Below are 21163 nucleotides of genomic sequence, written 5' to 3'. Positions count from 1 at the left end.
CGTTGCTTCCCTCGCCGACCGGGCAATCACGACATAAAGGGACGTAGCGGCAGGTGGGGGGACAGGATTGGGGGCAAATTTCCCTTGTCTTGAAGAAACAGGCATCGCGCCGGTCGCGGACCTGCGCGAGTCCCCGAGGCAACGTACGCTGGACGGTGCGCGCTCAGGACGCCACCGGTCCGCGGAAAGGGCCAAGCCCACCTGACGGTCACCGAACGACCCCGGCCCGACCTCTTTTCCGGCCTGACCATGCGGACACCAGGCCAGACGGAAAGGAGGCCATCGTGCCCATCCACCGCCTGCCCGACAACCCCCGCATCCAACGGCTCCGCAAGCAGGCCAAGACCCTCCTCCAGCAGATGAGGGCGGGCGCTCCCGAGGCGCGCGGGCTCGTCGCCGAGTTCCATCCCCGGCCCCCGCGGACGCCCAGGCTGTCCGACGCGCAGCTCGTCACCGCCCGCATGTACGGCTTCGCGAGCTGGCCCCGGCTGAAGGAGCACATCGGCACCGTCGAGCGCTACACCCGCTCGCCGCACCGTGTCGCGCCGCGCGAGGACCCGCAGGAGGAGTTCCTGCGGCTCGCCTGCCTCACCTACGGCCAGGGCGACCGGGGCAGGACCGGTGGGGCCGGCCGGCTGCTCGCCCGGCACCCGTGGCCGTCCACCGCGAACGTCTTCACGATGGCGGCCACCGGCTCGGCCGGTGCCCTGGCCGGCGCGCTGGCCGCGGACCCCGGCCTGGCCCGCGCGCAGGGCGGACCGTTCGGGTGGGAGCCGCTGCTGTACCTGGCCTACGCCCGCCTCGACCCGCCCGGCCGGCCCGTGGAGGCGGCCCGGCTCCTCCTCGACCACGGCGCCGACCCGAACGCCGGCTTCCTGTGGGACGGGCTGGCCTCCCCGTTCACGGCGCTCACCGGCGCGTTCGGCGGCGGGGAGGGAGACCAGCCGCCGCACCCGCGGGGTCCGGAGCTGGCCAGGCTGCTCCTGGAGGCGGGCGCCGACCCCAACGACGGCCAGGCCCTCTACAACAGAGGGCTCGGCGGCTCCTTCTCCGACGACACCGCCCACCTCGAGCTGCTGCTGGAGTTCGGTCTCGGGCGCGGGGAGGGCGGGCCGTGGCAGGTCCGGCTGGGCCCGGCGCTGCGATCGCCGCAGCAGCTGGTGCGCGACGAACTCGCCGCCGCCGCGCTGCGGGGCGGCCCGCGCCGGACCCGGCTGCTCCTCGCGCACGGCGCGGAGGCGGACGGCCTCGGCGGGCATCCCGCGTTCGGCGGGCGCACACCGTACGAGCTGGCCGTGCTGCACGGGCACACCGAGGTCGCGGAGCTCCTCGCCGCGGCGGGCGCGTCGACCGTGCTGGACGAGGCGGACGCGTTCACCGCCGCCTGCATGCGTGCCGACGCCGGCGCGGTGGCCGCGTCAGGACCGGCGCCACTGGCCCGGGCGCTCGCCCGCACTCCCGACCTGATCACCAGGGCGGCCGAGCTGCGCAGGCCCGCGGTGGTACGGCTGCTGGCCGGACTCGGCTTCGACGTGAACCACCTGCATCGTGCCACCCCGCTGCACGCGGCGGCCTGGAACGACGACGTGGAGACCGCGAGGACGCTCGTCGAGCTCGGGGCCGACCTCACGATCAGGGACGCCGAGCACGACTCGACCCCGCTCGGCTGGGCCGAGTACGGCGGCAGGCTCCGCGTGGCGGCGTACCTGCGGAGCGCGGAGCAGCACGAGTGACCTGCGTGCCGGGCTCCCGGACGAGGACCGCGCGGCCGCGGGCGAGTCCCCGCTCACGAGATCGGGCGGATCTCCACGAGCGGGCAGGCCGGCCACGAGCGGACCAGCTCCAGCGCCTCGTCCAGGTCGGCCACCTCGACCTCGGCGAATCCGCTGACCACTTCCTTGCCCTCCACGAACGGCCCGTCCGTGACCACCGGCTCCCCGGGGCCGAGCCGCACCGTGGTCGCGGTGTGCACCGGCGCCAGGTGGGTGTGGTGGGTGATCTTTCCGGCGTGCTCGGCGAACCAGCGGCCCACCGCCTGGAAGGCGGCATCCCGCTCCTTCTCGCCCATCTCCTCCAGCTCCTTGGCGAACTCCTCGGTCTCCACGAACATCAGCACGTACTTCACGCGTGTCCTCCTCCATCCGTCGGGCGGGTCAGGGCGATACCGCGTCCTCGAACTCCGGCCCGAGCCCGGCGTGTGCCCTCCACTCAACAAGACGATCGGAACGCGCGCCCACACGACACCTCGACGGCGGAAGACGAAGAGGTACGGGCTACCGCAGCCGGCCGCTGAGGGCCGCCGTGGCGCAACAGACCCCGCCGGTCACGATCGCCGCCGTCAGCACCGTCACCGAGCTCCATCCGCCCGTCTCGGCGACCCACAGGTACGCCGGCGCTCCGAGCAGCGTGCCCAGGCTGCCCGACTGCGTCACCGCTCCGACGCTCCACGCGATGCGGTCGCCGGCCACCGCGGGAAGCGCCGCGAACACCGCCGAGACGGCCAGCCCGTTGACCGCCAGCACCCCTGCCGCGCATACGGTCGCCACCGCCACCGGAGCCTGCGTGAAGACGCCGGCGGTCAAGGGGATCACGAGCAGGGCCGCGGTGATCAGCCGGCCCGGCCGGATCCGGGCGCGCAGCGCCGCTCCGGCCGCGAGGCTGCCCAGAACGCTGGCCGCCGAGACCAGCCCGGCCAGCGGGCTCGCCTGTGATCCGGGCACGCTCCGCTCGGCCGCCAGGTACGCCGGGAGCACGGTCACCACGCTCACCCCGACCGAGGCGATCAGCGCGAACCCGGCCGCCAGGGCGGCTACCGGCCACGTCGCGCCGGGTCCGCGACGCGAGCAGGCCCGGCCGTTCTCCCGGCCGCGCCGGTCGTCGCGCGGCAACGTCCCGGCCAGCGCGGCCACCATCAAAGTGATCGCGCCCACGCCCGAGACCTCGGCGCGCCAGCCGGTGACCAGACCGCCGCCGGCGCCGGCCAGCGCGAGCCCGGACGGGATGCACACCCCCCACAGTGCCAGGGCCGTCTCCCGTGACCTGCCCTCCAGCAGGCGAGCCAGCAGGCTCGGCCCCGTGATCACCACGAGGGCGTAGCCGGCCGCCTGGATCGCGCGCAGCGCGAACAGCGCCGCCGCGCCTCCGGCGAGCGGTGCTGCCAGCCCCGCCACGCCCAGAGCCACCAGACCGGCCACGAAGATCCCGCGCAGCCGATGCCGATCCACCCATAACCCCAGCGGCAGGCAGGTGAGCCCGGCGACCAGCGTGATGGCTGACGACAGCAGGCCCGTGGCAGTGAGCGACAGGTCGAATTCCGCGCCCACCGAGGCCAAGAACGGGACGAACTCCCCCAAGGCCATGCTGGCCGCCGTGCCTGCCGCCACCACGGTGACGATCGTACGAACGCTCAACGGGCACGCACCTCCCACAAGTCGGGAGGCGCGACCGGCGAGCCGGCCCGATCCTCAAGCCCGGGTGGGCGACGCCTCGACGAGGATCCTCGGGGTGTGGAGTGGCACGAACCACCCGACAGCACCCTATCCCGCGGGCTCCGCGGGCTCCAACGCCCGCCGGCCAGGTGGTGAGCCGATCCGGCCGGCGGGTAGGGGGCGCCTGTGCGGGCCACGTCCACCCCTCCAGCGAGGGCCACCCGGGCGGTCCGCCTGCGCGGGCGTGTCCTCGCCCTGGCGGCGGGGGCCTGCCTGGCGCCGGCGTTTCCCGCCGTCGGCGCCTGGTGGTGGGCGTGGGCCGGGCTGGCTCCGCTCGTCGTGCTCGCCGCGAGGGCGGGATCGTACGCCGAAGCGGCATGGCGCGGCTGGTTCGCGGCCGTGGGCTTCTTCGCGGTCCTGCACCACTGGGTGCTCCACTCCCTGGGGGTGTTCGCGCCGCTCGTGCTGGGGATCGCGGGCCTGTCCTGGGTGCCGTTCGGGCTTGTCGCGTACGGGCTGCTCCGCCGGGTCTCCGTGGCCCGGGTCGTCGCGGCGCTGCTGGTGTTGCCCTCTACCTGGGTCGTCGTCGAGGTCCTGCGCTCGTGGGAACATCTGGCCGGTGCGTGGGGGGTGCTCGGTTCGAGCCAGTGGCGCGTGCCGCCCGTCCTCGCGCCGGCCGCGCTCGGCGGCGTGTGGCTGCTGAGCTTCGTGCTGGTCGCCGTCAACGCCGGGCTCGCCGCCGCCGTGCTGCCCGGCGCCGGGCAGCGAACCCGGCTGGTGGGCGCGGGGGCCGCCGTAGCGCTGGCCGTGCTCGCCGTCGGCTACGGGCTCGTACGGCCGGAGCCCGCCGTGACGGGCACCATGCGCGTGGCCGGTGTGCAGACAGGCGACGTGCCCGGCTCGGCCCGGCGCCTGGCCGAGAACCTGCGGCTGACCCGCGAGCTCGCAGGCCGCGATCACGACGTCGTCGTCTGGGGGCAGAGCAGCGTGGCGTTCGATCCGGCGCGGCGGCCCGACGTGGATCGCCGGCTGCGGATGGCCGCCGCCGAGGTGGGCAGCGATCTGCTGGTCAACGTGGACGCCAGGGGCTCATCCGGGCAGATCGCCAAGACGACGTACCAGTACACCGCGGATGGCGTCGTGAACACCTACGTCAAGCAGCGACTGGTGCCGTTCGGCGAGTACATCCCGCTGCGGCCGTTGCTCGGCTGGCTGGCCGATCACACCGACGCGGCCGCGGAGGACCGGTCCACCGGCGGCGGGCTCACCGTCCTGGACGTCGCAGGTCACCGGGTCGGCCCGCTCATCTCCTACGAGTCCGCCTTTCCCGACATGCGGCGCCGGCTGGCCGTCATGGGCGTGGACCTCACCCTCGTGCAGGGCTCGCTCACGACGTTCCACGGCAGCTGGGCGCACGCGCAGCAGGCCGGCCTCGAAGCCGTGCGCGCGGTCGAGTCCGGCCGTCCTGCCGTGCTCGTGGAAGCCGGCGGGACCTCGGCCGCGTTCGACGCCCGGGGCAGGCCGCTGGCCTGGTACGGCCCCGGGTACCAAGGTGCCTTCGTGATCGACGTGCCGCTGTCCATGGAGGTCACGCCGTACGTCCGGCTGGGGGACTGGGTGCCCGTCATGGCCGCCGGGATCCTGGCCGCGAGCGGCGTCGGGCTCGCCGCCCGGCGGGCCCTTCGGAGGAGGGACACCCTCGGCGGGGACGGCGACAGGCGTACGCGGTGACGGCGCGGCGCGATCAGTGAGTCGCCGCCTCCCCTACGGGCGTGACGCTTCGATCAGCCGCCGGGTGCGACTCCAGCAGGCCCTCCGGCAGGTCGTCGGGGGCGCACCAGCGGGCCTCCAGGATCTCCATCGGGTTCAGCCGCATCGTGCCGCCGCCGGTGTACCCGGCCGCGTAGGCGACCTCCACCCTGAGCTGGAACCCGCTCCTGAGCTGCACCATCTCGCCCATGGGCGGCTGCGCCGCTTCAGACAGCACGGCGGCCGGCTCGGAGCGCCCCGCTCGGGGCCGGCCGTCGTGGAACAACCCGCCGCACGACGATGCCGGACACCGCCTACTGGCCCGGCCGGGACAGGGAGGCGCCGGTCGACGCTCTGACGATGAGCTCCGGCTGGAAGACGATCTCTTGGTGCCAGTGGCCAGGGTCGCCCCGGGCGTCGGTGAGCAGCAGCTCCGCGGCGGCGTGGCCGAGCTGGTGCTTCGGCTGGCGGATCGAGGTCAGCGACGGCGACAGCGCGGCCGCGAACTCCACGTCGTCATAACCCATGACCGCCATGTCGTGCGGGACGCCGATGCCGCGCTGCTCCAGCCCGCGCAGCGCGCCCAGCGCCACCGTGTCGTTGACGCAGAACAGCGCCGTCGGCCCTTCGCGCAGGGGCAGCCGCTCGAGCGCGGCCTCGCCCTCGCGCGGGGTGAGCGCGGGCAGGGTGACCTCGGTGATCACCTCGCCGGGGTCGAGCCCGGCGGCGCGCACCGCGTTGTCCAGCCCTTGGCGCCGGTCGGCGCACTGGCGCACGATCGACGGCCCGTTGAGGAACCCGATGCGCCGGTGGCCGAGCGACAGCAGATGGGCGCCGGCCAGCTCGCCGCCCCTGACGTTGTCGACCGCGACCGCGCAGAGCTGGGAGTCGGCGCCCGGCCGGTCGAGCAGCACCATGCCGATGCCGCGCCGGCGCAGCTCCACCAGGTGGGAGATGTCGTCACCCGCGGGCGTGATGAGGATGCCGGGCACCCGGTGCTGCTCCAGGATCTGCAGGTAGTAGGCCTCCTTCTCGACCGAGTCGCTGGAGCTGCAGAGCACGAGCAGCAGCTCCTCCTGCGACAGCCGGGTCTCGATGCCGGGCAGCACCTCGGTGAAGAACGGGTTGCCGATGTCGCGAACCATGACGCCCACGGACCGGCCCGCACCGCCGCGCAGCTGCCGGGCGGGAGCGCTGGGCACGAACCCCAGCGCCTTGATGGAGGCGCGCACGCGGCGCAGCGTCGGCTTGGCGACCAGCTCCGGCCGGTTGAGCACGTTGGAGACCGTTCCCACGGACACGCCGGCGTGGGCGGCGACGTCGACCATGCTGAGCCGGCGGCGCTGGGCCGGCTTGTGGATGTCGGTCACCGGTGGACAGCCCTTCTGGTCACCTGGCAGGAACACCCAGTGTAGCCATTGAAATGTTTCATCTACATGACACCCGCGCTCCGATTTTCCAGGCAGGCATTGACGCGGGTACCTCCACCTGCTTACGGTGCGCGAGGATTGAAATGTTTCAAATAGTAGGGAGCCCCTGCATGCAGCTGGCCGTGACCGATCCCCGGGTCGAAGGACTGGCCGAGCCCTTGGCCCTGGATGTGAGCGCTCCGCTGTTCTCGTGGCAGATCACCGGGGCCGGGCGCGGGCGCGCGCAGAGCGCGTACCGGGTGATCGTGGCGCGGGAGGGCGATCCGGCCGGCGAGGGGGCCGAGCTGGTCTGGGACAGCGACGCCGTGACCTCGGCCGTCACGTACGACATCCCGTACGGCGGGGCGGAGCTGCGGCCGCGCACCCGCTACGGGTGGCGCGTCAAGGTGGCCGACGAGAGCGGCACCTGGTCGGAGTGGGGTCCCGCCCGCTGGTTCGAGACCGGGCTCGGCGACACCGCCGGCTGGACGGCGGGCTGGATCGGCACGCCCGTGGTGCCCGGCTCGGAGCGGTTGCCGTCGCTGGAGAACGTGCCGCGCATGTGGGTCGCCGGCCGGCTCGGGCCGTCCCCTTCGCCGCTCGGGGCGTTCCGTACGCGGTTCGAGGTGCCGGGCGGGGCACGGCCGCTGTCGGCGCGGCTGGTGATAGGCGGCGGCCACGAGGTGGCGGCGTACGTCAACGGTGCGCCGGTCGCCGGCGAGTCGCGGGACGGCGCGTTCGTGGCCGACGCGGGCGACCTGGTGGTCCCGGGCGAGAACGTGCTGGCGATCAGGGCCGGCGGGTCCGGGCTGTGCGTGCGGCTGGAGGTCGTGGTCGAGGGGCGGCCGGCGCTGGCGCAGCTCGTGCCCGTGGCGGCGGCGGGCGGGGTGACCGTCACGTCCGGCGGCAGGTGGCGGGCCGGCGACCGGCCCGAGGACGGGTTCGAGCAGCCCGGGTTCGACGACTCGGGGTGGTCGCTGGCCGAGGAGGTGGGCCTGCACGGCGACCCGCCGCACGGCCGCGAGCCGATCGCCGACCGGCCCAGCCCTTACGTGCGGCGCGAGTTCGACGTGCCGTCGCCGGTGCGCAGGGCCAGGCTCTACGCCACCGCGCTCGGAGTCCACGAGGTGCACGTGAACGGCAGCCGGGTGGGCGCCGACCACCTGGCGCCCGGCTGGACCGACTACCGCCACCGGATCACGTACCAGGCCTACGACGTCACAGAGCTCGTGTCGGAGGGCCGCAACGCGATCGGCGCGATCCTCGCCGACGGCTGGTACGCGGGCCACATCAGCTGGTTCGGCCCCTTCCAGTACGGCCGCAGGCCGGCCTTCCGCGCCGAGCTGGAGATCCTGCACGACGACGGCAGCGTGACCCGGCTGCGCACGGACCCGGGGTGGCGGGCGGGGACGGGCGCGATCCGCTACGCCGACCTGCAGAACGGCGAGCGGCAGGACCTCGCCGCGGAGCCGCACGGCTGGACGGCTCCCGGGTTCGACGACTCCGGCTGGGCGCCCGCGGTGCCCGTGAGCCCGCCCGCGGGCCGGGTGACCGCCGCCGTCGCGCCGCCGATCCGGGTGCACGAGGAGCTGGAGCCCGTCGCGGTGTGGGAGCGCGGCCCCGGCGTGTGGATCGCCGACTTCGGCCAGAACCTGGTCGGCTGGGTCCGGCTCACCGGCCGCGCCGGCCGGGAGCGCCCGGTGGTGCTGCGCCACGCCGAGGTCCTCGACCACGAGGGCGGGCCGCACCTGGCCAACCTGCGCTCGGCCCGCGCGACGGACGAGTTCCTGCCGAGCGGGGACGGGCCCGAGACGTTCGAGCCACGCTTCACCTTCCACGGCTTCCGCTATGTCGAGGTGTCGGGGCTGCGCGCGGCCCCGGAGCGGATCACGGCCAGGGTCGCCCATGCCGCGATGGAGCCGGCCGGCGAGTTCACCTGCTCCGACGAGCGGCTCGACCGGCTGCAGCGCAACATCGTGTGGGGGCAGCGGGGCAACTTCCTGGCCGTCCCCACCGACTGCCCCCAGCGCGACGAGCGGCTCGGCTGGACGGGCGACATCTGGGCGTTCGCGCCCACGGCGCTGTTCAACTACGACGTCGCCCGGTTCCTGCGCAGCTGGCTGGACGACGTGGTGGCCGCGCAGGGCGACGACGGCGCCGTCACGCACGTGGTGCCCGACGTGCTCTCCGGCCGCGGGCTGTCGCCCGACGCCAAGGAGGCGGGCTCGCCCGGCTGGGGCGACGCGCTCGTGATGCTGCCGTGGGCGATGCACCGGCTGCGCGGCGACACGCGGGTGGTGGCGGCCTGCTTCGAGCCGATGGCGCGCTGGCTGGCGTACCTGGACAAACGCTCCGACGGCGGGATCTTCCCGGAGGAGGGGTTCGGCGACTGGCTGTCGACGGGCGCCGAGACGTCCAAGCGGCTCGTCGGCACCGCGATCTTCGCGCTGTCCGCGCGGCAGCTCGCCGGGCTCGCCGCCGTGCTCGGCCGCGACGCGGACGAGCGGGCCTGCCTGGAGCTGTACGGCCGCGTGCGGGAGGCGTTCCGCGCGGCCTTCGTCGAGGGCCCAGGCGTGCTGGCGGAGGGCACGCAGACCGCCTACGTGCTGGCTGTCACGGCAGGGCTGTTCGAGGAGCACGAGTTGCCCAGGGCGGCCGCCCGGCTGGCCGGCGACATCGAGGCCCGTGGCGGCCACCTGTCGACGGGCTTCCTCGGCACGCCGTTCCTGCTGGACGCGCTCACCTCGACCGGGCGGCTGGACGTGGCCTACCGGCTGCTGACGCAGGACACCTTCCCGTCCTGGCTCTACCCGGTCGTCCACGGCGGGGCGACGACCATGTGGGAGCGCTGGGACTCATGGAGCCACCACCGGGGGCTGCAGGACCCGGGCATGAACTCCTTCAACCACTACGCGTACGGCGCCGTCGGCGACTGGATGTACCGGACGGTCGGCGGGCTCGCCCCGGGGTCGCCCGGCTACGCCGACGTCGTGGTGCGGCCGCGGCCGGGCGGCGGAATCACCTGGGCGACGACCGCGCACCGCACCCGGCACGGCCGGGTGGAGGTCGCCTGGCGGCTGGAGGGCGACCGCTTCGCGCTGGACGTCGTCCTGCCGCCCAACACCCGCGCCGAGGTGCACGTGCCCGCGCCGCCCGAGCGGGTGACCGAGGGCGGCGTGCCGGCCGGCCAGGCGGAGTGCGTGACCTTCGACCGGCTGGACGGCGGGGGAGCGGTCTACCGGGTCGGCTCGGGGTCGTACGCGTTCCGGGCGCGGGACACGGCAAGCTGAGAGGCAGTTCGATCGTGACCAGCACAAAGGCGCGCCGCCGGCCCCCGTGGGGGGTCTACCTCGTCCTCCTCCCCACGTTCGCCCTGCTCGCGGCGTTCTCGTACTACCCGGCGCTGAACGGCATGGTCCACTCGCTCTTCGAGTGGCGGCCGGGCTTCGAGTCGCCCTTCGTCGGCTTCGAGAACTATCTGACGATGCTCGGCGACGACCTGTGGTGGGCCTCGTTCCGCAACATCGGCGTCATCTTCGTCTGGGCGGTCACGCTCATGTGGGTGTTCCCGCTGCTGGCGGCCGAGCTGGTGATGTCGCTGTCGAGCGAGCGGCTGCGCTTCGTGTTCCGCACGCTGCTGATCCTCCCGCTGGCCTTCCCCGCGGTGGTCAACGTGCTGCTGTGGCAGTTCATGTACGACCCGCGCGACGGCGTCATCAACAGCGCGCTGCGCGCGATGGGGCTGGACGGGCTGGCGGGCAACTGGATCGGCGATCCTGACACCGCGCTGGTCGCGCTGATGACGATCGGCTTCCCGTGGGTGGCGAGCCTGCCGTTCCTCGTCTTCCTGTCGGCGTTGCAGAACGTGCCGGCGGAGATCTACCAGGCCGCCGAGGTCGACGGCGCCGGCCGGCTGCGCCGCTTCTGGAGCATCGATCTGCCGATGATGTTCCGCGACGTCAAGCTGCTGTTCGTGCTGGCGGTGATATCGGTGCTGCAGTACGGCATGCAGGCGCACATCATGACCGGGGGCGGGCCCGACAACGCCACGCAGGTGCCGGTGCTGCGCATGCTCGACGCGGCCTTCGTGGACACGAGCTGGGGGTACGCGGCGACGCTCGGCACGGTGCTGTTCGTGCTGACCCTCGCGGTCAGCCTGGTCGCGCTGACGCTGGGCAGGAAGGCGGACGCATGAGCCGCACGCGCAGGACAGACCTGGTGGCGGGGGCCGTGCTGGCGGTGCTGGCGTTCGCCGGGCTGTTCCCCTACCTCTTCATGCTGGCGGCCTCGGTCAAGGACAACGAGCAGTTCTTCGCCGGCTACTGGTCGCCCGCCTGGCCGTTCCACCTGGACAACTACGCGGTGGCCTGGGAGCAGGTCAGCCCCTACCTGTTCACCTCGTTCGTGGTCGCGGGGCTGGCCATCGCCGGCACGCTGGTGCTGGCCCCGGCCGCGGCGTTCGTCTTCGCCCGCTTCAGCTTCCCCGGTCGCGGCGCGCTGTTCGGGCTGATCGCGGCGCTGCTCATGGTGCCCTCGATCACCAGCCTGGTCCCGCTCTTCGTGCTGATGCGGGATCTGGGCATCCTGGACAGCAGGCTCGTGCTGATCGTCCCGCACGTCACCGCCAACACGGTGCTCGGGATCGTCATCATGCGCACCTACATGGCGCAGGTCCCTGAGGAGATCTTCGAGGCGGCCAGGGTCGACGGCGCGGGCGGGACCCGGCTGTTCCTGGCCTTCATGCTGCCGCTGTCCCGGCCCGTCATCGGCACGGTGGCGCTGATGACGGTGCTGGGCGTGTGGAACGACTACTTCTGGCCGCTGCTCACAGTGCAGACCGATGCGTACCGGACGATCCCCGCCGGGCTGGCGTTCTTCGCCAACCAGAACGCGCAGCAGTGGGGTCCGCTGTTCGCGGGCTACGTTCTGGCCAGCCTTCCGCTGGTGGTGCTGTTCACGTTCCTGTCCAAGTGGTTCCTGGCCGGCATCCAGGGCGGCATCGTCTCCGGCAAGTGAGGGCCGCGGTTCGTTGAAACGTATCAACCAAGAAAGGAAGCGGCTCCCCATGAGAACACCCCCCAAGAGCGGGCTGGCGGCCTCGGCCCTGCTGCTCGCGGTGACCGGCTGCGGCCTGCTGGGCACCGGCGACACGTCGGCGACCGGCGCGGGCGGCAAGATCACGATCACGCTGGCCGGCCCCAACCAGTGGAACGCCAGCGGCAGCAGCTTCGGCCCGGCCTGGGAGGCGCTCGTCGACTCCTTCGAGAAACGCGAGCCGGGCGTCGAGGTCAAGACCCAGGTGCTGCCCCTCGACGGCTTCTCGCAGACGATCACCACCCAACTCGCCGCCGGCACCGCGCCCGAGCTGGTCTTCAACCAGCCGCCGCACAAGGCTCACGAGGTGCACGCGCTCGACGCCGAGCTGCAGAAGCCCAACCCGTACGTGCCGGGCAACCAGCGCTGGATCGACGTGTTCAGGAAGGAGTACTACGGCCCCGGCGTCTCCAAGGCGCTCAGCAAGGAGAGCGGCAAGCTGGAGTACATCCCGTTCAACCTGGTCGCGATCGGCCTGTTCTACAACAAGGACGCCTTCGCCAAGGCGGGCATCGAGCAGCCGCCGGCCACGTGGGAGGACTTCAGGTCCGCCTGCTCGAAACTGAAGGACGCCGGCTTCGACCCGGTCGCGCTCGACAAGGGCGGCCTGGCCGCGGGCTGGACGTGGGAGGCGGTCAGCACCCAGCTCATCGACAAGTACTACGACGAGTGGAACCAGTTCGACGCCACCGGAGAGCCCGGCAAGGCGCCGACCGTGACCGAGAAGTCGATGAGCAAGGTGATCAAGGAGGGCACGCTCACCACCAGGACGCCCGAGGTCGCCGAGTCGCTCAAGATCTACAAGGAGTTCTTCGACTGCGGCACCCCCAACTGGACGGGCGTGGCCGACGGCGGAGCGACGGTCGGCTACCGCGACTTCGTCTCCGGCAAGGCCGCCATGTCGTGGGGCACCGACTTCGCCGTCGAGGCGCTGAAGGCGGACGCGAAGTTCCCGCTCGGCACGATGCCGTTCCCGACGATCACCAAGGACACCACGTCGCTGTCGACGGACGCCCCCGCCCGTTACGGCGCGTCGATCGGCGGCACCAGCTACATGATCCCGTCGACGGTCAAGGACGAGAAGTACGCGGCGGCCGTCAAGTTCCTGCAGTACATGAGCTCGCCGGCGATCAAGCCGTGGCTGGACGCGACCGGCGGCCTGCCCGCCGTCGAGGGTGTCGAGCCGTCGGCCGAGACCGCGGGGCTGCTGGAGGGTGAGTGGGGCAAGCCGTTCCGGGTGACCGCGCTGCCCGGCGGCCCCGAGGGCACCTCGTTCCGCGACGTGTTCGACGGCTACCTGCTGGGCGAGCGCTCGCTGGAGGCGGAGCTGGCCGACCTGCAGAAGTGGTGGGAGCGCGGCATCGAGGCCGGGATCAAGAAGAACGCCTGGGGCGACGAGGACTGGGCCAAGTAGGAGGTAGTTGACAATGCGGTTATTGATCGCCCTGGCGCTGGCCGTACCGGCGATGTTCGTGAGCCTGCCCGCGCACGCGGCGGCCCCGCGCGAGGGGACCGGCGGGGTGACCGGAGTGGAGGTCGGCGAGAGCGTGGTCACCATCACGGGCACCGCGTCCGGGCCGGCCGAGCTGTACGCGCTCGACACGTGGCAGGACACGCACACCGGAGAGACGCCGGTCGCGACCGTCGAGGCGGGCGAGTTCCGTGTCGAGGTGCCGCGCATGGACGGAGACCAGGACCGGCTGTACGACAAGTTCCTCGCGGTGGGCGCGGAGGGGCCGCTGGGCGAGGTGCACTATGCCGACCAGTTGAGCTTCGCGTCCACCAGCCAAGCCCCATATCCTGAAATGTCGGGCAAAAAGGGTCTGCAAGTGCAGATGTCCGATGATGCCGAGGAGATCGGCGTCCAGCACGCCGGCATCAACCTCGCGCTCGACTCGGTCATGACGGCCGGGCCCGGCGAGCCCGGCAACACCATCGAGTTCGTCTCCCAGGGAAAGACCTACTACTTCGACCGCGGCGCCGTCGCCGGGCTGGACGCCCAGGTCAAGCCGCTGTCGGACAACGGGATGCTGGTCAACCTGATCATCCTCGTCTACAACAGCACCGCCCCCAACTCCGCCGCCCGCACCCTCATCCACCCCGAGGCCGAGCTGGGCAAGGGCACGGTCTACGCCTTCAACACCAAGACGGCCGAGGGCGAGGCGCACTTCACGGCCGCGATGGAGTTCTTCTCCCAGCGCTACAGCCGGGCCGACGCCAGGCACGGCCGGGCATGGGGCTGGATCGTCGGCAACGAGATCGACGCCCAGCAGTTCTGGTACAACATGGGTCCGCAGGAGCGGGACGTCTTCCTGGAGCAGTACACCCGGGCGATGCGGCTGACCTGGCAGGCCGTGCGCAAGGCCGACGCCGCCGCGCGCGTCTACACCTCCCTCACGCACTTCTGGACCGGCGCGGCCAACGACGACCCGAAGTACACCTACAAGGGCCGTGACGTGGTCGACGGGCTCAACGCGCTCACCAAGCGGCAGGGCGACTTCGACTGGAACATCGCCTACCACCCGTACCCGGAGAACCTGTTCAACCCGGCGTTCTGGAACGACAAGACCGCCACGGACGGCTTCGACACGATGCGGATCACCTTCAAGAACATCGAGCTGCTGCCGCGCTACCTCGCCCAGGACCACCTGACGTACGGCGGCGAGCGGCGGCGGGTGATCCTCTCCGAGCAGGGCCTGAACTCGCAGGACTACTCCGACAAGGAGCTGAAGCTGCAGGCCGCGGCCTACGCGTACGCCTACTACAAGGTCGCCTTCGCCGACGGCATCGACTCCTTCATCCTGCACCGGCATGTCGACCACAAGCAGGAGGGCGGGCTCCGGCTCGGGCTGTGGACGTGGGACGAGGAGCACGCGGCGGCGTCCAACGCGGGCGAGCGCAAGCCGATCCACGAGGTGTTCGCCGGCATCGACACCGAGCGGTCGCTGGAGGTGACCGAGTTCGCCAAGGAGATCATCGGGATCTCCGACTGGAAGGACGTCATCCCCGGCTTCGACCCGGCCGAGCTGGCCGTCAGGAAGCCGCCGGCCACGGTCGGTGTGCAGCTCGACGCCAAGCCGGTGGCCGAGCGGGTGATCTCCGATTTCGAGACGGACACCGGCGGCTGGCGGCCGTCGGACAACGCCGCCGCGGTGGAGCGCGTCGCCGTCGACGGCGGGCACGCGCTGCGCGTCCGCTTCGACCGCGACCTGCCCGGCTGGTCGCAGTACGCCAAGTCGTACAAGGGCGCCGACGTGGTGTTCGGCGAGCCGCTCGACGCCACGCGCACGTCGCGGCTCTCGGTCTCGATCAGGGTGCCGGAGAACGCCGACGACGGCTTCAAGCCGGGCAACGCCTTCTCCGCCAAGATCCGCGTGTACGGGCGCGACGGCGCCGTGGCGGAGGGCGTCGGCGCGATCGACCCCGCGCTCGGCTGGAACCGGCTCACGCTCGACCTGTCCCGCTGGGCCCCGCGCGAGGCGATCTCCAGGGTCAAGGTGTGGGTGCGCGGCTCGGTCGGGTCCGACTGGGCGGGCTCGTACGAGATCGACCGGCTCGGCCTCGCCACCACCGCGGTGCCCGGCCCGGACCGGCGCAACATCGACGTCACCGCCGCCACCGCCGAACGCGGCCGGATCGGCTCCACGGTCACCTTCACCGTGACCAACCGGGACGTGCAGCCCATGGCGGGCAAGGTCCGGCTCACGTCCTGCGACGGCGTGACCGTCGACCCGGACGCGCTGCGGGTGACCGGCCTGCGCACCGGCGCGAGCCGTACGTTCGAGACGAGGCTGACCGCGTACGAGCCGGCGGACCAGGAGCATCCGGTCGTGTGCGCGTCCTACTCGCGCCAGGAGCAGCGGGTGACGTTCCGGCTGCCGCCGGAGGCCGGTTCCGTGCCGCCATCCCCTGACGCCTTCGCCAACCTGGAGCTCGACGAGACCTTCGACGGCGCCGGGGACTACCAGGTGCACCGGGCGGAGCCGGAGAACAAGGAGCTGCCGCACGTGACGTACGCGGACGGCGCGCTGTCGGCCGCCCACCCGTCGGCGGGCTGGTTCGGCCTGATGTCGTCGAGCGTGTCGCCGCGTAACCCGGCGTTCAGCACGGCGATCACCATCAGGAAGTTCCAGGGCGACTCCACCGACATGGACACCGTCTACGCGGGCCTGGTCCAGGACGGCAGGACGGACGTGGTGGCGTTCTACGTGAACACCCAGAAGTCCGTGGGCTTCGAGGTGCGCGGACCCCAGGTGCCGGGCGGGCTCGCGGTCTTCGGCGTCAAGCAGGGCGTGAGCATTCCCGACGGCGGCCGGTTCGCGCTGTCGCTGGTGGGCGACCGGGCCGCCGTCTACGCCGACACCGGGTCAGGCTGGGAACTCGTCACCGCCGCCACGCTGGAGCACCTGCCCGCGCTGTCGGACCCGGAGGTGCGGGCCGGCTACCGGTACGGATTCGGCGTGCGCGGCGACGCGGGGGCCGGCCCGCTGCAGCTCGACGCGGTGGAAGGACGCAGCATCTCGTGAGGTTCGCGGCCCGGGGGTCTGCCGGCGGACCCCCGGGGCCAGGCGAGGGCTCGCGCCGGACCGCTCACAACCAGTCGTGTTCGCGCGCGTAGCGTGCCGCTTCGTGCCGGGTCCTGGTCTGGGTCTTCTGCATGGCGTTGGAGAGGTAGTTGCGCACCGTGCCCTCCGCCAGGTGGAGCCGGGCGGCGATGTCGGCGACCGCGTAGCCCTCGCCGGTCGCCCGCAGCACATCGATCTCCCGGTCGGTCAGCGGGCAGTCGTCGACGACGGCGAGTGCGGACACGTCCGGGTCGATCCAGCGTTTGCCTTCGTGCAGCGTCGTGATGACCGAGGCGATGTGCGCCGGTTCCGCGGACTTGCTGACGAAGCCCTGCACCCCGAGTTTCAGCGCCTTGCGGAGCACGCCGGGCCTGGCATGGCGGGTCACCATGAGGATCACCTGGTCAGGACGCTCCTTGCGGAGCTCCGCGACCGCGTCGAGCCCGTCCATGCCGGGCATCTCCAGGTCGATGACGAGCACGTCGGGCCGGTGCCGCAGCGTGGCCTGCACGGCCTGCTCGCCCCCTTCGGCTTCGGCGAGCACGGTGATCTCGCCTTCGAGGGGCAGCAGCGACGCCAGCGCCTTGCGGAGGAGGGCCTCGTCGTCGGCGAGCACCACGGTGGTCATCGTCGTCCTTTCACGCGTCAGTGGCCGGCGTCCGACCGGGGACGAAGAGGCTCATCATGTGCGGCTCCGGGCTCCAACGACAAGGGTCTTCCGCCAGTATTCTGCCGTTTCGTCCGTCTCGACAGTGACGCTGCGTCATGTCATCGCGGAAGAAACGTCATGGTCCTGTCATGACGCAGTCCCACTGGTGGACGAGCGTGGCAACGGATGGGATCAGGTGCATGGCCTCCACACCAGTCATCGACGTCGAACGTCTGAACCTCAAGTACGGCGACTTCCACGCCGTGAAAGACCTGTCCTTCCACGTGCGGCCCGGGGAGTTCTACGCCCTGCTCGGCACGAACGGAGCGGGCAAGACCTCGACCCTGGAGGTCGTCGAAGGCCACCGTACGCCCAGCTCGGGCACCGTGCGGGTCTTCGGGCAGAGCCCGCGCGACCGGCGGGCGGTGCGGTCCAGGATGGGCATCATGCTGCAGGAGAGCGGGTTCTCTCCCGACCTGACGGTGAGGGAGTCCGTACGGCTGTTCGGCAAGCTCTCCCAGCGCACCGACAGGGTCGAACGCGTGCTCGGCGTCGTCGACCTCACCCGCAAGGCCGGCACCAGGGTGTCGCAGCTCTCCGGCGGCGAGAAGCGGCGGCTCGACTTCGCCACCGCCGTGTACGGAACGCCCCAGCTGGTCTTCCTCGACGAGCCCACCACGGGGTTGGACATCCAGTCCAGGGACGACCTGTGGGACGCCGTGGACAGGCTGCGCGACGACGGCTCGACCATCGTCCTCACCACGCACTACCTGGAAGAGGCGCAGCAACGCGCCGACCGCATCGGGCTCATGCACCGAGGGGCCTTCCACAGGGAAGGGACCGTCTCCGAGCTGACCCGGACCCTGCCCGCCGCCATCCGCTTCTCCCTGGCCGCTCACGCACCCGTGCTGCCGCTGCAGGCCACGCGCGAGAGCGACGGGACGTTCCGCATCGAGACCTTCGGCCTGCAGAAGGACCTGCACACCTTGCTCCGATGGGCGCAGGACCACGCCGTGGAGCTGGAAGGGCTCGAAGCCGGGCCGACCCGGTTGGACGACGTCTTCCGCGCCCTCGGCAGCGACTAGACCACCCCTCTCACCGAGAAAGGGACATTTCACCATGCTCTCGATCGCTCTCAGCGAGCTGGTCCAGATCTTCCGGAACCGGCTGGTTCTGGTCACCAGCCTCGTCATGCCCGTGGCGGTCAGCTCGTTCTTCATCTACCGGCACGACGTCTTCGCCGCTCTGGGCAGCCTCGGATACATCGCGGCGGTGGTGATGTTCACCGTGGGGGCCTTCGGGCTCTACGCCACCACGGTGACCACGCTGGCGGCACGCCGGCAGAACCTCTTCCTCAAGCGGCTGCGCTCCACCGCGGCGGGCGACACCGGCATCCTCTCCGGGCTGCTCCTCCCGATCACCGTCATCTCGCTGCTCCAGGTGGCCGCGATCATGACCGTGCTGGCCACGGTCGCGGGCGCGCCCGACAACGTTCTCCTCCTGGCGGCGGCCGTGCTCGCGATGGTGATCATGATGCTCGGCCTGGGACTCGCCACGGCGGGCCTGACGAACTCCGCCGAGCACGCCCAGGTGACCACGCTGCCCGTCAGCATCGGCACCATCGCCGTGGCCAGCTGGGTGGGGATCTCCGGCACCGAGGAGCTCGCCCTGCTCAAGCGGCTGCTTCCCGGCGGCTCGGCCACCGAACTCGTGGTCAACGCCTGGAACGGCGGCGTCCCCCTCGCGGACTCCCTGCTTCTCCTCGGGCCCACGCTGGGCTGGGTCATCGTGGCCGTCACGCTGGCCTCCCGCATCTTCCGGTGGGAGCCCCGCCGGTGACGTACCGCCATTCCCGCAGGTCCGGTAGGGCGGGTATACCCTTTCCCCATGACCCGGCAAGACCTCGCCACCCTCGTGCACCTGAGGCGGGCTCGGGATCTGATCGACCGCGAATACACCCGCCCGCTCGACGTGCCGACGCTGGCCCGCCACGCTCTCATGTCGCCGGCGCACTTCTCGCGGCAGTTCCGGGAGGCCTACGGCGAGACGCCGTACAACTACCTCATGACCCGCCGCGTCGAACGCGCGATGGCGCTGCTGCGCACGGGCGTCAGCGTGACCGACGCGTGCATGGCGGTGGGCTGCACCTCGCTCGGCTCGTTCAGCTCCCGGTTCACCCAGCTCGTGGGGGAGACGCCGAGCGCCTACCGCGCGCGGGAGCACCGCGCCGTGGCGGCGATGCCCCCGTGCGTGGCGAAGGTGCACACCCGGCCGACCAAGGACGCGCCGAGCAGGATCGAAGAAGCGGACAGCGAGCCGGTTACCTAACGTTTTCCGCATGACCATCTCACTCCACAACTGCCACATCACCGTGCACGACGTCGACGAGGCGCTCACCTTCTACCGCGACGCGCTCGGCCTCGAAGTGCGCAACGACGTGCCCTCCGGCGAGGGCCGCTGGGTCACCCTCGGCAGCCCCGGCCTGCCGGCCCCCGAATACGTGCTCTCCACCCCGCACTCCGGACGGTCGGAGGCCGACGGCGACGCCCTCCACGACCTGCTCACCAAGGGCCTGCTGCCGATGATCGTCTTCCGCGCCGACGATCTCGACGCGACCTTCGAAGCGGTTCGCGAATCCGGCGCCGAGGTGCTGCAGGAGCCCATCGACCACCCCTGGGGAACGCGCGACTGCGCGTTCCGCGACCCGTCGGGAACCATGGTGCGCATCGCGCAGGCCCCGAAGGCCTGAGCGCTGTTGTCTGGATCAGGAGGAGCGCGCCTTCACCGCCCCCGGACCGCGTAGGTCAGGTGGGTCACCCGCTGCGTCGGCTCCGCGCGGACCGGCTCCAGGGCCACGCGGCCCGCGTCCACGCCCTCGAACAGGCGGATTCCGGAGCCGAACAGCACGGGTGCGAGCGCGATCGAGAACTCGTCGACCAGGCCGGCGTTCACGTACTCCAGGATCGTCGCGCCGCCGCCGGCGATGCGGACGTCCCGGTCGCCGGCGGCCTCGCGGGCCTGGTCGAGCGCGGTCTCGATGCCGTCGTTGACGAAGTGGAAGGTGGTGCCACCCGGCCGCTCCCACGGGTCACGCTTCTCGTGCGTCACGACGAAGACCGGCGTGTGGAACGGCGCCTCCTCCGGCCACATCCGCTCGCCGGCGTCGAACATGCGCTTGCCCATCACGCTCGCGCCGGTGCGCTCGAACGTCTCCCGCACGATGTCGTTGTCGCGCCCTTCCTCGCCGCCCTCGCCGAGCTTCAAGTTCTCCCGGAAGAAGCGCTGCGGGAAGATCCACCGCTGCAGTTCCATCCACTGCCGCCCCATCAGATCCCCGAGGGACTCGGGTGCGATGAAACCGTCCAGCGACATCGACACGCTGAAGAACACCTTCCCGGGCATCAGTCCTCAGCTCCCTTCCGAACGATCTCGGTGACGTAGGCGGCCAGGTTGCTCAGGGTCTGCCGGCCGCCCTCGATCGCGTGGTATTTCTCGACCGCTTCGTCGCGCAGCTCCTTGGTGGGGAACACCGTGCGCATCTCGATCCGGGTCGCCGCCCCGTCGGGCGCGAACGCGAGGACCGACTCGAAGGCGTTCGGGTCGCCGCGGTGTTCGCCGTGCAGCAGCGCGATCCGCTCCGGCGTGGCGATCTCGGTCCAGGTGATCCACTCCTGGTAGTCCGTCCCGTCCGGTCCGTGCATCACGAAGTCCCACTCCCCGCCGACGCGGAACTCGAAGGACCGCGTGGTGGTGGTGAACCCCTCCGGCCCCCACCACCGCGACAGGTGCCGGACTTCGGTGAATGCCTCGAACACCAGCTCCCGCGGGGCGTCGATGACCCGGGAGATCACGATCTCGCGGTCGGCCGTCGCCGACTGCGCCGGCGCTCCGTGTCCCTGCTCGCTCATCGGTTACCGCCTTCTTGCCTTGCCTGCTTGAGGTCCTGCACGTACGCGTCCAGCCGGTCGAAGCTCTCGTTCCAGAACCGCTCGAACCCGCCGGTCCACTCGTGGATGGGTCGCAGCCCGCGGGCGTCCAGGCCGTACAGGCGCTGTTTGCCTGCCTTGCGGTCCCGCACCAGCCCGACCTCCCGGAGCACCCGCAGGTGTTTGGACGCGCGCGGCTGGGTCATCCCGAGCTCCTTGGCCAACTCGGTCACCGGCCGCTCACCCGCCCGCAGCAGCACCAGGATCTCCCGGCGCTGCGGCTCGGCGATCGCGTTGAAGACGTCCGACGTCGTCGCTGCTCGTGCCATGGGCAGCAATCATA

Annotated in this window: 19 protein-coding genes; 11 read left to right on the top strand and 8 right to left on the bottom strand. The window is 71.8% G+C overall.

The features are described 5' to 3' along the window. Nucleotides 1–284 precede the first annotated feature (284 nt). On the top strand, nt 285–1733 hold the full coding sequence (locus tag ACZ6SA_RS22900) for an ankyrin repeat domain-containing protein (protein ID WP_465830189.1): 1449 nt from the start codon (nt 285–287) through the stop codon (nt 1731–1733). Between the two features lie 53 nt (nt 1734–1786). Here the strand turns inward: ACZ6SA_RS22900 and ACZ6SA_RS22895 are convergent, their stop codons facing one another. Together ACZ6SA_RS22895 and ACZ6SA_RS22890 are read right to left on the bottom strand one after the other, a co-directional pair. Then, nucleotides 1787–2125, bottom strand: a complete 339-nt coding sequence (locus tag ACZ6SA_RS22895; protein WP_465830187.1) for a YciI family protein — start codon at nt 2123–2125, stop codon at nt 1787–1789. Between the two features lie 148 nt (nt 2126–2273). Then, entirely contained in the window at nt 2274–3410 is a 1137-nt protein-coding gene (locus ACZ6SA_RS22890; protein WP_465830185.1) for an MFS transporter, read from the bottom strand. Between the two features lie 204 nt (nt 3411–3614). On the opposite strand from ACZ6SA_RS22890, the gene lnt reads away from it, so the two are divergent. Then, complete coding sequence (gene lnt / locus ACZ6SA_RS22885; RefSeq protein ID WP_465830183.1) at nt 3615–5159, top strand: apolipoprotein N-acyltransferase; 1545 nt, start codon at nt 3615–3617, stop codon at nt 5157–5159. Nucleotides 5160–5172: 13 nt separating this feature from the next. Here the strand turns inward: lnt and ACZ6SA_RS22880 are convergent, their stop codons facing one another. Both ACZ6SA_RS22880 and ACZ6SA_RS22875 read right to left on the bottom strand, forming a co-directional pair. Beyond that, nucleotides 5173–5415: a hypothetical protein gene (locus ACZ6SA_RS22880; protein ID WP_465830181.1), complete on the bottom strand. Its 243-nt coding sequence runs from the start codon at nt 5413–5415 to the stop codon at nt 5173–5175. A gap of 76 nt (nt 5416–5491) precedes the next feature. After that, a complete protein-coding gene (locus ACZ6SA_RS22875) occupies nt 5492–6547 on the bottom strand; it encodes a LacI family DNA-binding transcriptional regulator (protein WP_443155346.1) in 1056 nt (351 codons plus the stop codon). Between the two features lie 170 nt (nt 6548–6717). Here ACZ6SA_RS22875 and ACZ6SA_RS22870 point away from each other — a divergent pair, with 170 nt between their 5' ends. The 5 genes from ACZ6SA_RS22870 to ACZ6SA_RS22850 are packed head-to-tail and all read left to right on the top strand — an operon-like array spanning nt 6718 to nt 16206. After that, nucleotides 6718–9876 (top strand): family 78 glycoside hydrolase catalytic domain, encoded by a 3159-nt coding sequence (locus tag ACZ6SA_RS22870; RefSeq protein ID WP_347643442.1) that lies wholly within the window; start codon nt 6718–6720, stop codon nt 9874–9876. 14 nt (nt 9877–9890) lie between these two features. Then, on the top strand, nt 9891–10781 hold the full coding sequence (locus ACZ6SA_RS22865; RefSeq protein ID WP_465830178.1) for a carbohydrate ABC transporter permease: 891 nt from the start codon (nt 9891–9893) through the stop codon (nt 10779–10781). After that, nucleotides 10778–11602 (top strand): carbohydrate ABC transporter permease, encoded by an 825-nt coding sequence (locus tag ACZ6SA_RS22860; RefSeq protein WP_347643444.1) that lies wholly within the window; start codon nt 10778–10780, stop codon nt 11600–11602. Before ACZ6SA_RS22865 ends, ACZ6SA_RS22860 begins: the two co-directional genes overlap by 4 nt. A 49-nt stretch (nt 11603–11651) precedes the next feature. Next, nucleotides 11652–13094, top strand: coding sequence for an ABC transporter substrate-binding protein (locus ACZ6SA_RS22855; RefSeq protein ID WP_347643445.1), 1443 nt, complete (start codon nt 11652–11654; stop codon nt 13092–13094). 13 nt (nt 13095–13107) lie between these two features. After that, nucleotides 13108–16206: a DUF5722 domain-containing protein gene (locus ACZ6SA_RS22850; protein ID WP_347643829.1), complete on the top strand. Its 3099-nt coding sequence runs from the start codon at nt 13108–13110 to the stop codon at nt 16204–16206. Between the two features lie 64 nt (nt 16207–16270). Here the strand turns inward: ACZ6SA_RS22850 and ACZ6SA_RS22845 are convergent, their stop codons facing one another. Further along, the gene (locus ACZ6SA_RS22845; protein WP_347643446.1) at nt 16271–16873 is read right to left on the bottom strand and encodes a response regulator transcription factor; all 603 of its coding nucleotides are present in this window, start codon (nt 16871–16873) and stop codon (nt 16271–16273) included. 221 nt (nt 16874–17094) lie between these two features. Between ACZ6SA_RS22845 and ACZ6SA_RS22840 the strand changes: the two genes are divergently transcribed. The 4 genes from ACZ6SA_RS22840 to ACZ6SA_RS22825 are packed head-to-tail and all read left to right on the top strand — an operon-like array spanning nt 17095 to nt 19643. Further along, the gene (locus ACZ6SA_RS22840) at nt 17095–17979 is read left to right on the top strand and encodes an ABC transporter ATP-binding protein (RefSeq protein ID WP_347643447.1); all 885 of its coding nucleotides are present in this window, start codon (nt 17095–17097) and stop codon (nt 17977–17979) included. Between the two features lie 34 nt (nt 17980–18013). Further along, complete coding sequence (locus ACZ6SA_RS22835) at nt 18014–18733, top strand: ABC transporter permease (RefSeq protein ID WP_347643448.1); 720 nt, start codon at nt 18014–18016, stop codon at nt 18731–18733. A 48-nt stretch (nt 18734–18781) separates the two neighbouring features. After that, complete coding sequence (locus ACZ6SA_RS22830) at nt 18782–19222, top strand: helix-turn-helix transcriptional regulator (RefSeq protein WP_443155339.1); 441 nt, start codon at nt 18782–18784, stop codon at nt 19220–19222. Between the two features lie 10 nt (nt 19223–19232). Next, complete coding sequence (locus tag ACZ6SA_RS22825) at nt 19233–19643, top strand: VOC family protein (protein WP_347643450.1); 411 nt, start codon at nt 19233–19235, stop codon at nt 19641–19643. Nucleotides 19644–19675: 32 nt separating this feature from the next. On the opposite strand, the gene ACZ6SA_RS22820 is transcribed toward ACZ6SA_RS22825, so the two are convergent. Genes ACZ6SA_RS22820 through ACZ6SA_RS22810 form a run of 3 tightly spaced genes read right to left on the bottom strand, consistent with a single transcriptional unit; the run spans nt 19676 to nt 21149 of the window. Next, nucleotides 19676–20296 carry a dihydrofolate reductase family protein gene (locus tag ACZ6SA_RS22820; protein ID WP_347643451.1) on the bottom strand — a complete coding sequence of 207 codons (621 nt, stop codon included), beginning with the start codon at nt 20294–20296 and terminating at the stop codon, nt 19676–19678. Next, the gene (locus ACZ6SA_RS22815) at nt 20296–20802 is read right to left on the bottom strand and encodes an SRPBCC family protein (RefSeq protein WP_347643452.1); all 507 of its coding nucleotides are present in this window, start codon (nt 20800–20802) and stop codon (nt 20296–20298) included. The genes ACZ6SA_RS22820 and ACZ6SA_RS22815 overlap by 1 nt, the downstream gene beginning before the upstream one ends. Then, a complete protein-coding gene (locus ACZ6SA_RS22810) occupies nt 20799–21149 on the bottom strand; it encodes an ArsR/SmtB family transcription factor (protein ID WP_465830172.1) in 351 nt (116 codons plus the stop codon). Before ACZ6SA_RS22810 ends, ACZ6SA_RS22815 begins: the two co-directional genes overlap by 4 nt. Nucleotides 21150–21163 lie beyond the last annotated feature (14 nt).

The organism is Nonomuraea sp. NPDC049378 (genome assembly GCF_055586745.1).
Note: the sequence above shows the minus strand (reverse complement) of the source record. Positions and strands in the feature narration are given on the sequence as shown.

Coding starts and splice junctions, on each gene's coding strand:
- ACZ6SA_RS22815 (WP_347643452.1), bottom strand. CDS start 20,802: ATGAGCGAGCAGGGACACGGAGCGCCGGCGCAGTCGGCGACGGCCGAC.
- ACZ6SA_RS22855 (WP_347643445.1), top strand. CDS start 11,652: ATGAGAACACCCCCCAAGAGCGGGCTGGCGGCCTCGGCCCTGCTGCTC.
- ACZ6SA_RS22840 (WP_347643447.1), top strand. CDS start 17,095: ATGGCCTCCACACCAGTCATCGACGTCGAACGTCTGAACCTCAAGTAC.
- ACZ6SA_RS22820 (WP_347643451.1), bottom strand. CDS start 20,296: ATGCCCGGGAAGGTGTTCTTCAGCGTGTCGATGTCGCTGGACGGTTTC.
- ACZ6SA_RS22825 (WP_347643450.1), top strand. CDS start 19,233: ATGACCATCTCACTCCACAACTGCCACATCACCGTGCACGACGTCGAC.
- ACZ6SA_RS22835 (WP_347643448.1), top strand. CDS start 18,014: ATGCTCTCGATCGCTCTCAGCGAGCTGGTCCAGATCTTCCGGAACCGG.
- ACZ6SA_RS22845 (WP_347643446.1), bottom strand. CDS start 16,873: ATGACCACCGTGGTGCTCGCCGACGACGAGGCCCTCCTCCGCAAGGCG.
- ACZ6SA_RS22870 (WP_347643442.1), top strand. CDS start 6,718: ATGCAGCTGGCCGTGACCGATCCCCGGGTCGAAGGACTGGCCGAGCCC.
- ACZ6SA_RS22860 (WP_347643444.1), top strand. CDS start 10,778: ATGAGCCGCACGCGCAGGACAGACCTGGTGGCGGGGGCCGTGCTGGCG.
- ACZ6SA_RS22850 (WP_347643829.1), top strand. CDS start 13,108: ATGCGGTTATTGATCGCCCTGGCGCTGGCCGTACCGGCGATGTTCGTG.
- ACZ6SA_RS22830 (WP_443155339.1), top strand. CDS start 18,782: ATGACCCGGCAAGACCTCGCCACCCTCGTGCACCTGAGGCGGGCTCGG.
- ACZ6SA_RS22810 (WP_465830172.1), bottom strand. CDS start 21,149: ATGGCACGAGCAGCGACGACGTCGGACGTCTTCAACGCGATCGCCGAG.